At 69.3% G+C, this 15,884-nt stretch carries 15 protein-coding genes; 11 read left to right on the forward strand and 4 right to left on the reverse strand.

Annotated elements, in window-relative coordinates:
* On the forward strand, window positions 1-418 hold a 418-nt coding region (locus VLK61_RS30495), incomplete at its 5' end, for a fumarylacetoacetate hydrolase family protein (RefSeq protein ID WP_325427204.1).
* 8 nt (window positions 419-426) lie between these two features.
* On the opposite strand, the gene VLK61_RS30500 is transcribed toward VLK61_RS30495, so the two are convergent.
* Window positions 427-909 (reverse strand): MarR family winged helix-turn-helix transcriptional regulator, encoded by a 483-nt coding sequence (locus VLK61_RS30500; protein WP_325427206.1) that lies wholly within the window; start codon window positions 907-909, stop codon window positions 427-429.
* Window positions 910-1,048: 139 nt separating this feature from the next.
* Here VLK61_RS30500 and VLK61_RS30505 point away from each other — a divergent pair, with 139 nt between their 5' ends.
* On the forward strand, window positions 1,049-2,782 hold the full coding sequence (locus VLK61_RS30505; RefSeq protein WP_325427208.1) for a tannase/feruloyl esterase family alpha/beta hydrolase: 1,734 nt from the start codon (window positions 1,049-1,051) through the stop codon (window positions 2,780-2,782).
* Window positions 2,783-2,874: 92 nt separating this feature from the next.
* On the opposite strand, the gene VLK61_RS30510 is transcribed toward VLK61_RS30505, so the two are convergent.
* On the reverse strand, window positions 2,875-3,774 hold the full coding sequence (locus VLK61_RS30510) for a LysR family transcriptional regulator (protein ID WP_325427210.1): 900 nt from the start codon (window positions 3,772-3,774) through the stop codon (window positions 2,875-2,877).
* A gap of 108 nt (window positions 3,775-3,882) precedes the next feature.
* Here VLK61_RS30510 and VLK61_RS30515 point away from each other — a divergent pair, with 108 nt between their 5' ends.
* From VLK61_RS30515 to VLK61_RS30540, 6 genes are read left to right on the forward strand one after another with little or no spacing between them, the layout of a single operon-like run.
* Entirely contained in the window at window positions 3,883-4,470 is a 588-nt protein-coding gene (locus VLK61_RS30515) for a GNAT family N-acetyltransferase (protein ID WP_325427212.1), read from the forward strand.
* A gap of 59 nt (window positions 4,471-4,529) precedes the next feature.
* Window positions 4,530-5,447: an FAS1-like dehydratase domain-containing protein gene (locus VLK61_RS30520; RefSeq protein WP_325427214.1), complete on the forward strand. Its 918-nt coding sequence runs from the start codon at window positions 4,530-4,532 to the stop codon at window positions 5,445-5,447.
* 9 nt (window positions 5,448-5,456) lie between these two features.
* Window positions 5,457-6,617: an acyl-CoA dehydrogenase family protein gene (locus VLK61_RS30525; protein WP_325427216.1), complete on the forward strand. Its 1,161-nt coding sequence runs from the start codon at window positions 5,457-5,459 to the stop codon at window positions 6,615-6,617.
* Window positions 6,617-7,807, forward strand: coding sequence for a CaiB/BaiF CoA transferase family protein (locus VLK61_RS30530; RefSeq protein ID WP_325427218.1), 1,191 nt, complete (start codon window positions 6,617-6,619; stop codon window positions 7,805-7,807). The genes VLK61_RS30525 and VLK61_RS30530 overlap by 1 nt, the downstream gene beginning before the upstream one ends.
* Before the next feature lie 11 nt (window positions 7,808-7,818).
* Window positions 7,819-9,183: an MmgE/PrpD family protein gene (locus VLK61_RS30535; RefSeq protein WP_325427220.1), complete on the forward strand. Its 1,365-nt coding sequence runs from the start codon at window positions 7,819-7,821 to the stop codon at window positions 9,181-9,183.
* Window positions 9,184-9,189: 6 nt separating this feature from the next.
* Window positions 9,190-9,984, forward strand: a complete 795-nt coding sequence (locus tag VLK61_RS30540) for an HpcH/HpaI aldolase/citrate lyase family protein (RefSeq protein ID WP_325427222.1) — start codon at window positions 9,190-9,192, stop codon at window positions 9,982-9,984.
* 20 nt (window positions 9,985-10,004) lie between these two features.
* Here the strand turns inward: VLK61_RS30540 and VLK61_RS30545 are convergent, their stop codons facing one another.
* Window positions 10,005-11,009, reverse strand: a complete 1,005-nt coding sequence (locus VLK61_RS30545; protein ID WP_325427224.1) for a Bug family tripartite tricarboxylate transporter substrate binding protein — start codon at window positions 11,007-11,009, stop codon at window positions 10,005-10,007.
* 48 nt (window positions 11,010-11,057) lie between these two features.
* A complete protein-coding gene (locus VLK61_RS30550) occupies window positions 11,058-12,824 on the reverse strand; it encodes a long-chain-fatty-acid--CoA ligase (RefSeq protein WP_325427226.1) in 1,767 nt (588 codons plus the stop codon).
* A 244-nt stretch (window positions 12,825-13,068) separates the two neighbouring features.
* Here VLK61_RS30550 and VLK61_RS30555 point away from each other — a divergent pair, with 244 nt between their 5' ends.
* The 3 genes from VLK61_RS30555 to VLK61_RS30565 form a co-directional block, all read left to right on the forward strand.
* Window positions 13,069-13,974 carry an SDR family NAD(P)-dependent oxidoreductase gene (locus VLK61_RS30555; protein WP_325427230.1) on the forward strand — a complete coding sequence of 302 codons (906 nt, stop codon included), beginning with the start codon at window positions 13,069-13,071 and terminating at the stop codon, window positions 13,972-13,974.
* Window positions 13,975-14,003: 29 nt separating this feature from the next.
* Window positions 14,004-14,972, forward strand: coding sequence for a Bug family tripartite tricarboxylate transporter substrate binding protein (locus tag VLK61_RS30560; RefSeq protein ID WP_414636889.1), 969 nt, complete (start codon window positions 14,004-14,006; stop codon window positions 14,970-14,972).
* Between the two features lie 192 nt (window positions 14,973-15,164).
* Window positions 15,165-15,884: class I adenylate-forming enzyme family protein (locus VLK61_RS30565; RefSeq protein ID WP_325427228.1), on the forward strand; the 720-nt coding region annotated here is incomplete at its 3' end.

The following is a 15,884-nucleotide window of genomic DNA, read 5'->3' on the forward strand; positions in this document are numbered from 1 at the left end:
CTATCTGGATTCAGCGGCCAACCGCAGTGGCGGCGCGATCGAGATCCAACTCGAGGTGCTGCTGCAGACCCAGGCCATGCGCGAGGCCGGCCTGCCGGCGCATCGGCTGAGCCAGTCCAACTTCACCGATGCCTACTGGACGCTGGCCCAACTGGTGGCCCATCACACGATCAACGGCTGCAACCTGCAAAGCGGCGATTTGCTGGGCACCGGCACCTTGTCCGGCCCGCTGCCGCAGCAGGCGGGCTCGCTGCTGGAATTGACGCAGGGCGGCAAGCAGCCGATCACGCTGCCGAACGGCCAGACGCGCACTTTTCTCGAAGACGGCGACTCGGTGATCCTGCGGGCCTTCTGCGAACGGCCGGGCGCGCGGCGCATCGGCTTCGGCGAGTGCGCCGGCACGGTGGTGGCTGCATAAGCCACGCCTCAGCGCGCGCGCAGCCGCGCCACCTTGTGCAGCAGCTCCAGCAGTAGCGTGCGCTCGCCCTCGCTCAGGGCCTGCAGCACCTCACGCTCCTCGGCCAGGATGTTCTTGGTGGCCTGCGTCACCAACTCCTTGCCCTTGCGGGTGACCGACACATTCTGCGCACGGCGATCGGTCTCGCTGCGCTCGCGTTTCACCAGTTCCCGCGCTTCCAGGCGGTCGAGCCAGATCGTGATGCCCGGCGCCGTCATGCCCAGCGCCTTGGCCAGGCGGCCGGGCGTGATCGCGGCGTTTTCCTTCACCAATTGAAGGATGGTGTACTCCACCGGACGCAGCGCCAAGGGCGCGCCGGCCGCCTGCATGAAAACCTCGGTGGTCAGGATCGCGGCCTGCGCCAGCTGGTAGCCCAGCACACCGTGCAGACTGCCTTCCTCCAGCTTGCCCAGCGGCGTCAGTTCGTCCTCGGAGCGTTTCGATGGCGGCATGGCGGGCATTCTCGCCTGTGGCGTGCGCGCCGCATCGCGGGCGCTCTCCGGGTTTCTTCGGATCCGCCATTTAACTTAAGTAAGTAAATTAACTGGACGGTCCACCCGCAGCTATTCTCGTTCCGTTCAGGAGACATCGATGAGACGCCCCATGCCTTCCCATGCCACGGTCCAACGCCGCCAGCCACGGCGCGGTGTACTCGCCATTTGCACCGCCGCCGGCCTGTCCTTGACCGCTTGCGGCGGATCGGACGACGGCCCGGTGCAGCTCAGCCCGGCCACCGGCGCCACGCTCAGCGGCGCCTGCACCGAGTTGGCGGCCAAGCTCGGCACGCTGAGCAACACCAGCATCACCGCCAGCACCACGGTGCCTGCCGGCACGCTGAAGGTGGCGGGCAACGATGTGCCCGAGCACTGCCTGGTCACCGGAAAGATGGCCCAGCGCACCAGCACGGTCGATGGCCAGTCGTATGCCATCGGCTTCGAGATGCGGCTGCCCAAGGCCTGGAACGGCCGCTTCTACCACCAGGGCAATGGCGGCATCGACGGTTCGGTGGTCACCGCCACCGGCAGCTTTGGTGGCGGCCCCACCACCCATGCGCTGCTGCAGGGGTTTGCGGTGCTGAGTTCGGATGCCGGCCACGCCGGCTCGCTGGGCCCGACCTTCGGCATCGACCCGCAGGCCCGGCTGGACTACGGCTACCAGGCCGTGGGCAAGCTGACGCCGATGGCCAAGAGCCTGATCCAGACGGCCTACGGCAAGGGCCCGGACCGCTCGTACTTCGGCGGCTGCTCGAACGGCGGCCGCCACACCATGGTGACCGCTGCGCGCTACGCCGATCAGTACGACGGTTATGTCGTCGGTGCGCCCGGCTTCAACCTGCCGAAGGCGGCCGTCGCCAACATCTTCGGCGCGCAACGCTACGCGACAGTCGCCACCAACCCGGCGGATGTGTCCACCGCCTTCACCGCCGCCGAACGCGCGACGGTGGCCAACGCGGTGCTCGCCAAGTGCGATGCGCTGGATGGTGTCACCGATGGCCTGGTCCAGGACACCACGGCTTGCCAGAAGGCCTTCAGCCTGGCCACCGACGTGCCCACCTGCACGGCAGAGCGCAACGGCAGCTGCCTCAGCGCGGCGCAGAAGACCGCCATTGCGCCGATCTTCAGCGGCGCCACCACCAGCACCGGTGCGGCGGTGTATGCCAGCTTCCCGTACGACAGCGGCCTCGGTGCGGCGGGCATCGCGTTCTGGGAGTTCACCGCGCCGCTGGCGCTCGATTCCGGCGCGGTCGGCATGATCTTCAAGGTGCCGCCGGAGCCGGTGGCCGGCTTCAACGGCCCGGTGTTCTCGCTGACCTCGAGCATCGACACGCTGGTGGCGCAGATCAACGCGACGAACGCTACCTACACCGAGTCGGCGATGAGCTTCATGACGCCGCCGAACCCGACCGACCTGTCCAAGGTGAAGAGCCGCGGCGGCAAGATGATCGTCTACCACGGCGTCAGCGATGCCATCTTCTCGGTCAACGACACCACCAGCTGGTATGAGGGTGTCAGCGCCGCCAACAACGGCGACGCCACCGGCTTTGCGCGCTTCTTCCGCGTGCCGGGCATGGGCCACTGTTCGGGCGGCCCGGCCACCGACCAGTTCGACCTGGTCTCGGCCATCGTCGCCTGGGTGGAGCAGGGCAAGGCGCCGGACAGCATCACCGCCACGGCGCGCGGCGCCGGCAACGCGGGCGGCGTGAATGCCGAGCTGCCCGCCGCCTGGTCGGCCAGCCGCAGCCGGCCGCTGTGCCCCTACCCGAAGGTGGCGCGCTACAAGGGCACCGGCGACGTGGAAAGCGCCGGCAATTTCAGCTGCCAGTGACGAGGGATCCGGCCGCACCGGCCGTCAGCCGGTCGGTGACCCAGGCGCCGTGCGGCGCGGCGCGCTGATCCGCTCCGGGATGCGCCGGCTGCTCAGGCCGCCGGCGCGCTTTGCCGCAGCGCCATCAGCACATCCAGCGTCTCGCGCAAGCCCCGGTGCAGGGGCTTGTCGCGGCGCACCACGGTGGCCAGCTGCCGCTGCAGCGGCGGCGACAGGGGCTGCACCTGCAGCCCTTCGCGGTCCCTGGGCGAACGCACGGCCATCTGCGGCAGCACCGCGCAGCCGAGCCCGGCACCGACCAGCTTCTTGATCGCCTCGACGCTGCCCAGCGACATCACCGGCGCCGGTGTCACGCGGCTGCGCGCAAACCACGCATCGGTCAGGCGCCGGGTGTTGCCGCCGGGCTCGAACAGCAGCAGCGGCAACTCCGCCAGCGCCGCGGCTGTCAGGCGGGCGGGCAGCGCCATCTGCGACGGGGCCACGGCCACCAGGTCATCGTCGATCAGCGGCGTGATCTCGAGCATGCGGCCGCTGGCCGGCAGCGTGACCAGGCCGATGTCCAGCAGGTTGTCTTCGACGGCCTTGACCACCTCGGCGGTGTTGCCGGTGCTGATGGTGATGTCCAGCGTCGGGAAGCGCTTGCGCAGCTTGCGCAGCAGCGGCGGCAACAGGTAGATGCAGACCGTGGCGCCGGTGCCGATGCGCACGCGCCCCATCACGCCCTTGGCGTGGCGCGCCAAACCATCGAAGGCGGCGGCCACCGCGGCGTTGATCTGCTGCGCATGCGCCAGCAACTCCTGGCCGGCGGCCGTGGGTTGCGCGCGGCGGCCCACGCGTTCCAGCAGCCGCACGCCGACCTGCTTCTCCAACTGCCGCATCTGCAGGCTGATCGCCGGTTGCGACAAGCGGTGCCGCTGCGCGGCCGCGGTGAACGAGCCCAGCGCCGCCACATCGACAAAGGTCTGCAGGTAGTCCAGGTTCAGGCGTGCCATCACCCCAACAATAGCTGATGCTTTGCATAGGCGGCAAAGGCTTCTCTTATGCGCCGGGCTGCGGCACGATCTTGCCAACACCGCAGTTGACGCGGGACGGGACACAGCATGCACGACGACTTGCGGCAGGCGCTGCCGCCTTGCCAAGCCACGCCAGCCTTGCAGCTGCGCGACAGCACCGACGAAGACGCGGCGGCCCTGCAGGCTATCTACGCCCATCACGTGCTGCACGGCCGGGCCAGTTTCGAGGAGACGCCGCCCACGGTGCCGGAGATGCGCCAGCGCCAGGCGGCGGTGCGCGCCGCGGGCTTGCCATTCCTGGTGGCCGAGATCGACGGCGCGCTGGTGGGCTACTGCTACGCCACGCCCTACCGCCCTCGGCCGGGCTACCGCTACACGATCGAAGACTCGGTCTATGTCGCGCACGACCGCGGCGGCCAAGGCATCGGCGTGGCGTTGCTGGCTGCGCTGATCGCACGCTGCGAGGCGGGGCCCTGGCGCCAGATGCTGGCCATCATCGGCCACAGCGGCAACGCCGGTTCGCTGGCGCTGCACCGGCGCATGGGCTTCGAGACCGTCGGCACGATGCGCTCGGTGGGCTTCAAGCTCGGTGAGTGGACCGACACCGTGCTGATGCAGCGCCGCCTGGGGCCGGGTGACAGCACGGCGCCCCTGTCGGCATTAAGGCAGCGCTAAGGGCCTGTTCCCCAAAACCGAATTGTTCTTTGGCCGGCGCGCGCGCACAGTGCGCCCTCATGACGCAGCCGAGCCCACCCGAAAGCACCCGCACCAGCCCCGACGACGACCCGGCGCCGTGGCGCGACTGGATCGGCCGCAGCGAGCAGCGCAGCGACTTGGTCTGCGCCGCGCCGGTGGCCGCGATGTCGGCCACGCTGGACCGCGATGACGGCGAGCCCATGCCCGGCAGCGACGTGCCGCCGCTGTGGCACTGGCTGTTCTTCACGCCGCAGGCCCGGGCCAGCGAGATCGGCCCCGATGGCCATGCCCGGCGCGGCGGCTTCCTGCCGCCGGTGCCGCTGCCGCGCCGCATGTGGGCCGGCGGCCGGCTGGAGTTCAAGCACCCGCTGCAGATCGGCGACGAGATCACGCGCCTTTCGCGCATCACCGATGTGTCCAGCAAGAGCGGCCGCAGCGGAACGCTGGTGTTCGTGACAGTGCGGCACGAGGTGTCGAACGCCCGCGGCCTGGCGATCAGCGAAGAGCACGACATCGTCTACCGCGACCACCCGCAGCAGGCTGCGGCTGGGTCAACATCGCAGCCTGGGGCGCCCGTCGCAGCGGCGCAGCCGGCGCCGGCGGATGCGACGTTCGGCCGCGACATCGTGCCGGACCCGGTGTTGCTGTTCCGCTATTCCGCGCTGACCTTCAACGGCCACCGCATCCACTACGACCGCAGCTATGTCACCGAGGTCGAGGGCTACCCGGGGCTGATCGTGCACGGCCCGTTGATCGCCACGCTGCTGTTGGACCTGCTGCGTCGCGAGCGGCCCGACGCACGCGTGCGCCGCTTTGCCTTCAAGGCCGTGCGGCCGATCTTCGACATCCACCGCTTCAGCGTGCACGGCAAGCCGGAAGGCGAACGCCGCTATGCGCTGTGGGCCCGCGACCACGAAGGCCAGCTGGCCATGCAGGCCCACGCCGAGATTCACTGAACCACCACCATGCAGAACACCACCCACGCCTTCCAGGACATCCGCGACGCGGTGCGCGCACTGTGCGCCGAATTCCCCGACGAATACCACCGCAAGGTCGACGCCGCACGGGCCTACCCCGAGGCCTTCGTCGATGCGCTGACCAAGGCCGGCTGGATGGCCGCGCTGATCCCGCAGGACTACGGCGGCTCCGGCCTGGGCCTGGCCGAAGCCTCGGTGATCATGGAAGAGATCAACCGCGCCGGCGGCAACTCCGGCGCCTGCCATGGCCAGATGTACAACATGGGCACCTTGCTGCGCCATGGCTCGGCCGCGCAGAAAGCGCGTTATCTGCCCAGCATTGCCAGCGGTGAACTGCGGCTGCAGGCCATGGGCGTCACCGAGCCCAGCACCGGCACCGACACCACCAAGATCAAGACCACGGCCGTCAAGAAGGGCGAGCGCTACGTCATCAACGGCCAGAAGGTCTGGATCTCGCGCATCCAGCATTCCGACCTGATGATCCTGCTGGCCCGTACCACACCGCTGGCCGACGTGAAGAAGAAGAGCGAAGGCATGTCGATCTTCATCGTCGACTTGCGCGAAGCGATTGGTTCAGGCCTGACGGTGCGGCCGATCCCCAACATGGTCAACCACGAGACCAACGAGCTGTTCTTCGAGAACCTGGAGATCCCGGCCGAGAACCTGATCGGCCAGGAAGGCCAGGGCTTCAGGTACATCCTCGACGGCCTGAATGCCGAACGCACGCTGATCGCTGCCGAATGCATCGGCGACGGCCGCTGGTTCATCGACCGCGTGACCAAGTATGTGAAGGACCGCGTGGTCTTCGGCCGGCCGATCGGCCAGAACCAGGGCGTGCAGTTCCCGATTGCCGAATCGCACATCGAGGTCGAAGCCGCCGACCTGATGCGCTGGGAAGCCTGCCGCCTGTACGACGCGCACCAGCCCTGCGGCGCGCAGGCCAACATGGCCAAGTACCTGGCGGCCAAGGCCAGTTGGGAAGCCGCGAATGCCTGCATCCAGTTCCACGGCGGCTTCGGCTTTGCCTGCGAATACGACGTCGAACGCAAGTTCCGCGAGACCAGGCTGTACCAGGTGGCGCCGATCTCCACGAACATGATCCTGTCGTATGTGGCCGAGCACGTGCTCGGCCTGCCTAGGAGCTATTGATGTTGCCGCTGCAAGGCATCACGGTGGTCGCGCTGGAACATGCGATCGCCGCGCCGTTCTGCACCCGCCAGCTGGCCGACCAGGGTGCGCGCGTGATCAAGGTGGAACGCCCCGGCGTCGGCGACTTCGCTCGCGCCTACGACCAGCGGGTGCAAGGCCTGGCCTCGCACTTCGTCTGGACCAACCGCTCGAAAGAGAGCCTGGGCCTGGACTTGAAGCATGCGCAGGCGCCCGAAGTGCTGCAGCGCCTGCTGGGCCAGGCCGATGTGCTGGTGCAGAACCTGGCGCCCGGCGCGGCGGCGCGCTTGGGCCTGTCCTATGAAGCCTTGTCCGGGCAGTTCCCCGGCCTGATCGTCTGCGACATCTCGGGCTATGGCGACGACCCCGCCAGGCCGGGCCCCTACCGCGACAAGAAGGCCTACGACCTGCTGATCCAGAGCGAATCCGGCTTCGTCTCGATCACCGGCAGCCCGGACGAACCGGCCAAGGCGGGATGCTCGATTGCCGACATCGCCGCCGGCATGTACGCCTACACCAACATCCTGACCGCACTGATCGAGCGCGGCCGCACCGGCCGCGGCAAGCGCATCGATGTGTCGATGCTCGAGAGCATGGCCGAGTGGATGGGCTACCCGCTGTACTACGCCTACGAAGGCGCGGCACCACCGCCACGCGCCGGCGCCGCGCACGCGACGATTTACCCCTACGGCCCGTTTCCCACCGCCGGCGGCCACACGGTGATGCTGGGCCTGCAGAACGAACGCGAATGGGCAGCCTTCTGTGCCACGGTGCTGCAACAGCCGGCGCTGGCCACCGACGAGCGTTTCTCGACCAACAGCCGGCGCAGCGCCGCCCGCGCCGCCTTGCGCGACATCATCGTGAGCTGCTTCGCCGCACTGAGCGCCGAGCAGGTGGTGGCGCGGCTGGAAGAGGCGGGCATTGCCAACGCCCAGGTCAACGACATGGCCCAGGTCTGGGCCCATGCCCAACTGCGCGCGCGTGAACGCTGGGTCGACGTGAGCACGCCCGCCGGCCCGGTGCCCGCTCTGCTGCCGCCGGGGGCGTCTAACGCCAGAAGTGTGCGCATGGACCCCGTGCCGGCGCTGGGCCAGCACAGCCGGTCCATCCTGTCCCAGCTGGGTTACACCGCAGACCAGATCAACGAACTGCAGCGCGACGGCGCGCTGTGAGGAATGCCTCGATGAGTGACCAGACACCCGACCCGGGCCACGCGCTCGCGCAGTTTGCCGCCACGCTGCGTTTCGAGAGCATTCCCGCAGCCGTGCTGCGCCGCACCGAAGACCTGTTCCTCGACTGGTTCGCTTCCGCGCTGGCCGGCAAGGGCGCGCGCCCTGTCGAGAGCATCGCGCGTTTCATGCAGCGCATGGGGCCGGCGGACGGACCCAGCGAGATCCTGATCCACCGCAAGCGCTCCAGCCCGCTGGTGGCGGCCGCCATCAATGCTGCCGCGTCGCACTTTGCCGAGCAGGACGATGTGCACAACGGCTCGGTGTTCCATCCGGCGGCGGTGGTCTTTCCGCCGGCGCTGGCGGTGGCGCAGGCGCTGGGCGCCAGCGGCCGCGATCTGCTGCTGGCCAGCGTGGTGGGTTACGAAGTGGGCATCCGCGTCGGTGAATTCCTGGGCCGCTCGCATTACAAGGTATTCCACACCACCGGCACCGCCGGCAGCATCGCCGCGGCCGCGGCGGTGGGCCGGCTGCTGGGCCTGTCGGTCGACCGGATGCAGCATGCCTTCGGCTCGGCCGGCACGCAGGCCGCGGGGCTGTGGGAGTTTCTGCGTGACGCGGCAGACTCCAAGCAGCTGCACACCGCGCATGCGGCCACCACGGGCTTGACCGCGGCCTACCTGGCGCAGGACGGTTTCACCGGCGCGCGGCGCATCTTCGACGGCAGCCGCGGCATGGCTGCCGGCATGTCCAGCGACGCCGATCCGTCGCGCCTGGCCGATGGCCTGGGCCAGCGCTGGGCGCTGGCCGAGACCTCGTTCAAGTTCCACGCCTCCTGCCGCCACACCCACCCGGCGGCGGATGCGCTGCAGCAGCTGATGCGCGAGCACCGGCTCGCTGCCGATGCGGTGCAGCGCGTGACGGCGCAGGTGCACCAGGGCGCGATCGACGTGCTGGGGCCGGTGATCGACCCGCAGACGGTGCACCAGGCCAAGTTCTCGATGGGCACGGTGCTGGGCCTGATCGCCACCACCGGCCGCGCCGGCCTGGCCGAGTTCGACGCGCAGTACCAGGCGCCGGCGGTGCTGGCCTTCCGCGACAAGGTGCAGATGGTGCTGGACGACGAGGTCGACAGCGCCTACCCGGCGCGCTGGATCGGCAAGGTGAGTGTCTTGACCACCGATGGCCGCACGCTGGAGGCCCGTGTCGATGAACCCAAGGGCGACCCCGGCAACACGCTGAGCCGGGCCGAGATCGAGGCCAAGGCAATGCAACTGGCCGCCTACCGCGGCGGCGCCAGCGAGGCCGAGATGCGCAGCGTGATCAGCCGCGTGTGGTCGCTGGCCGATGCCGCGACACTGCCGCCGTTCCTGGGCTGAACGCCGATGCGACAACGTTCCTTGCTGTTCGTGCCCGGCACGCGGGCTGACCGCTTTGACAAGGCGCTGGCGGCCGGTGCCGACGCGGTGATCATCGACCTCGAAGACGCGGTGGCGCCAGCCGACAAGGCCGCCGCGCGCGAGACGGTGCGCGGCTGGTTGAATGCCGAGAAGCCAGTGCTGCTTCGCATCAACGCAGCAGACACCGCCTGGTTTGCCGACGACCTGGCGCTGTGCGCCTCACCCGGCGTCAGCGCCGTGGTGCTGCCGAAAGCCGAATCCGCTGCGCAGGTGGCGACGGTACGGGCCGCCGGTGCCCGCGCCGTGCTGCCGCTGATCGAAAGCGCCGCCGGTTTTGCCGCGCTGAACGAGATCTCCCGTGCCCCCGGTGTGCAGCGCCTGCTGTTTGGATCGATCGACTTCCAGGTGGACCTGGGCATGCGCGACGCGCTGGAAGACGAGTTGCTGTACTTCCGGGCGCAGATCGTGCTGGCCTCGCGGCTGGCCGGCATCGCCGCGCCGATCGATGGCGTCAGCACCGCGATCGACGACAGCGAGCGCCTGGCCGCCGATGTGCAACGCGCCAAGCGCCTGGGCTTCGCCGGCAAGCTGTGCATCCACCCGCGCCAGGTGGCCGGCGTGCACAGCGGTTTTGCACCGACCCCCGATGAAGTGAACTGGGCCCGGCGCGTGCTCGAAGTGGCCGCCGCAGCCGGCGGCGCGGCGGTGGCGCTGGACGGCAAGATGGTCGACAAGCCGGTGATCCTGCGCGCCGAGGCCATCCTGCGCGAAGCGGCCTGAGCCGCCGCGCGCCGGGCTCGTCAGTCCAGGCGGATGTTGAGGTCCTTGATCAGCTTCGCGTAGAGCGGGCCGTCGTAGCGGATCACTTCTGCGAACTGCTCGGCGCTGCTGCCCACCGGGACCTGGCCCAGTTCCTCGATGCGCTGGCTCACATCGGGCAGGCGCACGATGCGTGCGATCTCGGTCGACAGCTTCTTGACGATGGGCGCCGGCGTGCCCGCCGGCAGGAAGAAGCCGAACCAGCCCTTGGGCTCGAAGTGCTTGTAGCCCAGCTCGGACATCAGCGGCACCTCGGGCGCCATCTTCAGGCGCTCGGTGCCGGTGGCGCCCAGCACCTTGAACGCGCCGGCCTTCACATGCGCACGCGCCGTGCCGACATCGACAAAGGCCGCGCTGACCTGGCCACCCAGCAGGTCGGTGACCAGCGGCGCCGCGCCCTTGTAGGGCACGTGGATCAGGTCGAGCCCGGCCTGCGACTTGAGCAACTCGCCCTGGATGTGCGCGCTGGTGCCGTTGCCGTAGGTGCCGAAGCTGTGCTTGCCCGGCTGGCTCTTCACCAGTGCGACGAACTCGGCCATGGTCTTGACCGGCAGGCTGTTGGGCACGGCCAGCAGGCTGGTGGAACTGGACAACAGCGAGACCGGCGCGAAGTCCTTGTACGGGTCGTAGGGCAGCTTGGGAAACAGCGTCGCGCCCTGCACGATGGCGGTGATGCCCAGCAGCAGCGTGTAGCCGTCGGGTGGCGCCTTGGCCACTGCGTCATTGCCCAGCACGCCGCTGGCGCCGGGCTTGTTGTCCACCGTCACGGTCTGGCTCCAGGCCTCCTGCAGCTTGGTGGCCACCAGGCGGGCCAGGATGTCGGTGCCGCCGCCGGGCGGATAGGGCACCACCAGGCGGATCGGCTTGTTCGGGTAGGCCGGGGCCTGCGCGGCCGCCGGGGCGGCCAGCGTGGCCAGTGCCGCGGCGGCCAGTGCCGTAGTGGCCAATAGCGCGCGGCGTGAAAGAGGGCGGGTCGACATGGCCATGGGCTGTCTCCTGTTGGGGGGCTTGGGGTGTTGGGATCCGGGCGCTGTTCAGGGGGCTGCGAATTCAGCGTCTTGCAGCGTGCGCCAGGCGATCTTGCCGGTGCCGGACTTGGGCAGCTGGGCGACGAACTGCACCTGGCGCGGCGCCTTGTACACCGCCATCTGCGTGCGCGCCCAGGCGATGAGTTCGGCTTCACTGAGCTGGCCGCGTACTTCTGGTTTTAGCACGACCACGGCTTTCACCGCCTCGCCGCCGCGGGCATCGGGCGTGGCGATCACGCACGCCTCGTGCACGCCGGGGTGGGCATACAGCAGGTTCTCCACCTCGGCCGGCCAGACCTTGAAGCCCGAGACATTGATCATGCGCTTGAGCCGGTCGCGCATGAAGAAGTAGCCTTCGTCGTCGACCGAGCAGAGGTCACCGGTGCGGAAGAAGCGCTTGCCGTCGATCATCAGGAAGGCCAGCGCATCGGCCTCGGGGCGTTGCCAGTAGCCCAGCATCACCTGCGGCGCGCACGTGATCAGTTCACCCACCTCGCCGGCAGCCACCGGCGCGTGCGTGACCGGATCGATGATGCGGGAGTCGACCTCGAAGGTCGGCACGCCCAGGCAGCAGGCTTTGCCGCGGCCGACCGGGTTGCAGTGCAGGAACGAAGCGGTTTCGGTCAGGCCGTAGGCTTCGTTGTAGTCGATGCGATAGCGTTCGCGCAGCAATGCCGATACGGCCTCGGGCATCGCGGCGCCGCCGCCGACCAGCATCTTCAGGCTGGACAGGTCGTGGCCGTCCAGCCCCGCTTGGCTGAAGAAGTCGACCACCATGGTCGGCGGCGCGGCCCAGAACACCACCCGATAGCGTTCAATCAGTGCGGCCGCGGCGGTGCGATCCCAGCGCGGCTGCATCACCACGGTGCCGGCCAGCAGCATTGGCAGGTTCATGCCGTTCTGCATGCCCAGCAGGTGGAACATCGGCGCCACGGCCAGCACCACGCAGCCCTCGGGCAGCGAGCGCCACCGTCGCGCGGCGGCGATGGAGTGCATCACCGTGCGGTGGCTGTGGCGGCAGCCTTTGGGCTGGCCGGTGGTGCCCGAGGTGTAGGGCAGCAGGCACAGGTCGTCCGGCGTGGCCTGGGCCGGCGCGGGCGGCAGCGCCGCGGCCAGGGCGCTGCGCCAGTCGGTCACGCCGGATGGCAGGGTGATGTCGGCACTGCGGCGGACCCAGTCCGGCACGGTCCCGGCGTCGCCGGCCAGCACGTCGGGCGCCACCGCATCGGCATAGCGGTGCGCGATCACATGGTCCAAACGACCCGAATGCGGACCACTGTGCGGACCACCGTGCGGGCCGTCCGCGGCCAGCAAGGTGACGGCACGTTCGGCCAGTTCGGCACCGACGATGGCCACGCGCGCGCCGCTGTCGTCGGCAAAGTAGGCCAGTTCGGCGGCAGTGCTCATGGCATTCACCGGCACCACCACCGCGTCGGCGCGCAGCACCGCGTAGTACGCCACCGTGAACTGCGGGCAGTTCTGGCTGAACAGCAGCACGCGGTCGCCGCGCTGCACGCCGCAGCGCTGCTGCAGCCAGCCGGCCAGCTGCTCCACCTGGCGCAGCAGCGTGTCGTAGCGCAGTGGCGTGTCGCAGAACACGATGGCGGTGCGCTCGGGCGCACGGACCGCCGCGGCCGCCAGGTTGCCGAACAGCGTGCGCTGCGGCGGCTCCAGCGTGCGCGGCAGACCGTCGGGCCAGAAAGGCTCGGGGGTGGGCGCAGTGATGCGCTCGGGGGTGGGCTTGGCGGAGGGCTGCAGCGCGGGGGTGCTCATGCGGGTGGGGCGGGGTGCTGCGAGGTTGGCGGATGCTACGCAGCGGGCGGCGCCGCGGCGATTCGCGATTGCGGAAGCCCACCCTTCGCATTGGCGAAGAACTGGTGCAAACCCGCAGGCCGCATGCTGCGCCCCGGCCCCTTCCGGCGCGATGAACGCCGCCCTCCACAAACACGAATGGCGTGCTCCGGCGCTTGCGGGCATGCTGCGGCGCATCGTGATGAAGGAGTGGTCCATGGTTGGCATGATCGAAGGCAAGGTGGTGGTCGTCACCGGCGCGGGCGGTGGCATCGGCCGCGAGATTGCGCTGGCGCTGGCGGCCGAAGGCGCGCGGGTGGTGGTCAACGACATCGGCACCTCCACCAGCGGTGAAGGCCAGGACGCGGGTCCGGCGCAGAGCGTGGTCAACGAGATCAGGGCGGCCGGCGGCGAAGCCGCGGCCAACCTCGACAGCGTGGCCGACCGCAGCGGCGCGGCGCGCATCGTGCAATGCGCGCTCGACAGCTTCGGCCGGGTCGACGGCATCGTCAACAACGCCGGCATCCTGCGCGACCGCTTCTTCCACAAGATGAGCGACGAGGAATGGGACGCGGTGATCAAGGTGCACCTGTACGGCAGCTACCACGTCAGCCGCGCCGCGGCGAACCATTTCAAGGAACAGGGCAGCGGCGCCTATGTGCACATGACCAGCACTTCCGGCCTGGTCGGCAACTTCGGCCAGGCCAACTACAGCGCGGCCAAGCTCGGGCTGGTGGCCTTGTCCAAGAGCATTGCGCTGGACATGCAGAAGTTCAGCGTGCGCTCGAACTGCATCGCACCATTCGCCTGGAGCCGCATGATCGGCTCGATCCCGACCGACACGCCGGATCAGCAAGCGCGTGTCGACAAGATCAAGCAGATGACGCCGAACAAGATCGCGCCGCTGGCCGTCTACCTGCTGAGTGACGCGGCCAGGGAGGTCAACGCCCAGGTCTTCGCGGTGCGCAACAACGAGATCTTCCTGATGAGCCAGCCGCGGCCGCTGCGCTCTGTGCAGCGGGGCGAAGGCTGGACACCGCAGCAGATTGCCGAGCATGCGATGCCGGCCTTGAAGGCGTCGTTCGTGCCGATGGACCGCTCCGCCGATGTGTTCAGCTGGGATCCGGTGTGACCCGAATCAGGAACACCGGAGACAAGCCGATGACGAGCACGATGTGCTGGACCCGCCGTGCTGCCGCGCTGGCTGTGCTGGCATTGGCCGCCGGCGGCGTTGCCGCGCAGAACACCGCGCCGGTGCGCCTGCTGGTCGGTTATGCCGCGGGCGGGCCGGTGGACGCGTCGGCGCGGCTGTTCGCACCGGCGCTGGCCAAGGAGCTGGGCGTTCCGGTGCTGGTCGAGAACAAACCCGGCGCCAATGCCACGCTGGCCGGCGACATGGTGGCCAAGGGCCCGGTCGATGGCTCGCTGCTGTGGTTTGCCGCCAGCCCGACGATCACGATCAGCCCGAACGTGATGAAGAAGATGGCCTTCGATCCCGCCAGGGACCTGGCGCCGCTGGCCCCGGTTTTGAGCTACTACAACGTGCTGGTGGTCAACAAGGACCTGCCGCAGCAGAACCTGAAGGAGTTGATCGAGCACGCGAAGAAGCATCCCGGCCAGCTGGCCTATGGCTCGGCCGGCATCGGCGCTTCCAACCACCTGTGCGGCGAGCTGTTTGCACAGCAGGCCGGCATCAAGCTGACCCATGTGCCCTACAAGGGCAACGCCCCGGCGATGACCGATGTGATGGGCGGCCAGCTGGCGATGATGTTCGACATCGTCGGCAGCGCGCGCAACTACATCGCTGGCGGCAAGGTGCGGGCGATGGCCGTGACCTCGCCGCAGCGCAACCCGTCGTTGCCGAATGTGCCGACGATGGCCGAGGCGGGGCTGCCCGGCTTCGATGTCGGCGGCTGGTACGGCGTGTACGCAGCGGCCGGCACGCCGGCGGCGCTGGTGACGCGCTACAACCAGGCCATGGTCAAGGCCCTGGCCCAGCCCGAGCTGCGCGCCAAGCTCGAAGAAATGGGCTACGAGCTGTGGACCGGCGCGCCCAAGCTGCTGGCCGACCGGGGTGGCAAGGAGCGCGCGATGTGGGCCACGGTGACCAAGGGCATCGAGATTGAGTAGATGGCCCACCCCCGAAGCGCCTGCGGCGCTTCCCCCTCAAGGGGGCCGAGCCCGGACACGAAAGGTCCAGTGGACCTTTTGTGCCTGGCGAGGAGCCGGGCCAGCAGGCCCGGCGCGGCCTGCAAGGCACGCCAGCGGACCGGCAGAGCCGGATCCGCGGCGTTCGCTTGGGGGTCCGGCTGCAGGATCGATATGACTCGCATTCATCAATCCTTCGATCGCTGGTGTGCGCAGGCGCCCGACCGGGTGTTCCTGCACCTGGCGGACGGCACGATGACATTCGGTCAGCTTGGCCGCCTGGTGGCCACGCTGGAAGCCGAGTTGCGCGCAGACGGTGTGCGCCCCGGCGACCGCGCGCTGATCGTCGCCGAGAACTGCCCCGAGCATGTGGCGCTGATCCTAGCCTGCAGCCGCGTCGGCGCCTGGTCCTGCGGCGTGAATGCCCGCATGTCCCCCGGCGAGGTGGCGGGCTTCGCGGCCCGCGCGGATCACCGCGTGGCCTACTTCACCAGCAGCGCCTCGAGCGCCGCCGCGGCGCATGCGCAGCGCCACGAAGCCACGCCCTCGGCCCTGCCCGGCCTGCTGCGCAGCGTGGTGCGTGCCGACGCGGTGCCCGAACCCGCGCCGCTGGGCGAGCAAGTGGCCGCGGTGATCTTTACCTCGGGCACCACCGGTGCGCCCAAGGGTGTGCTGATGACGCATGAGGGCGTGCTGCACTTCGGCCGCGTCTCGGCCGAGTCCCGCGTACTGGACGCCGACGACCGCTCCTACGCCTACCTGCCGATGACCCACATCTTCGGCCTGGCCACCGTGCTGATGGCCTCGCTGCAGGTCGGCGCCAGCCTGGTGATGCGCAGCCAGTTCGACCCGGCCGACGTGCTGCACGCGCTGGCCACGCAGGGCGTGAGCCAG

The organism is Aquabacterium sp., assembly GCF_035476535.1.
In the GTDB taxonomy this organism is placed as follows: Bacteria; Pseudomonadota; Gammaproteobacteria; order Burkholderiales; family Burkholderiaceae_C; genus Pseudaquabacterium.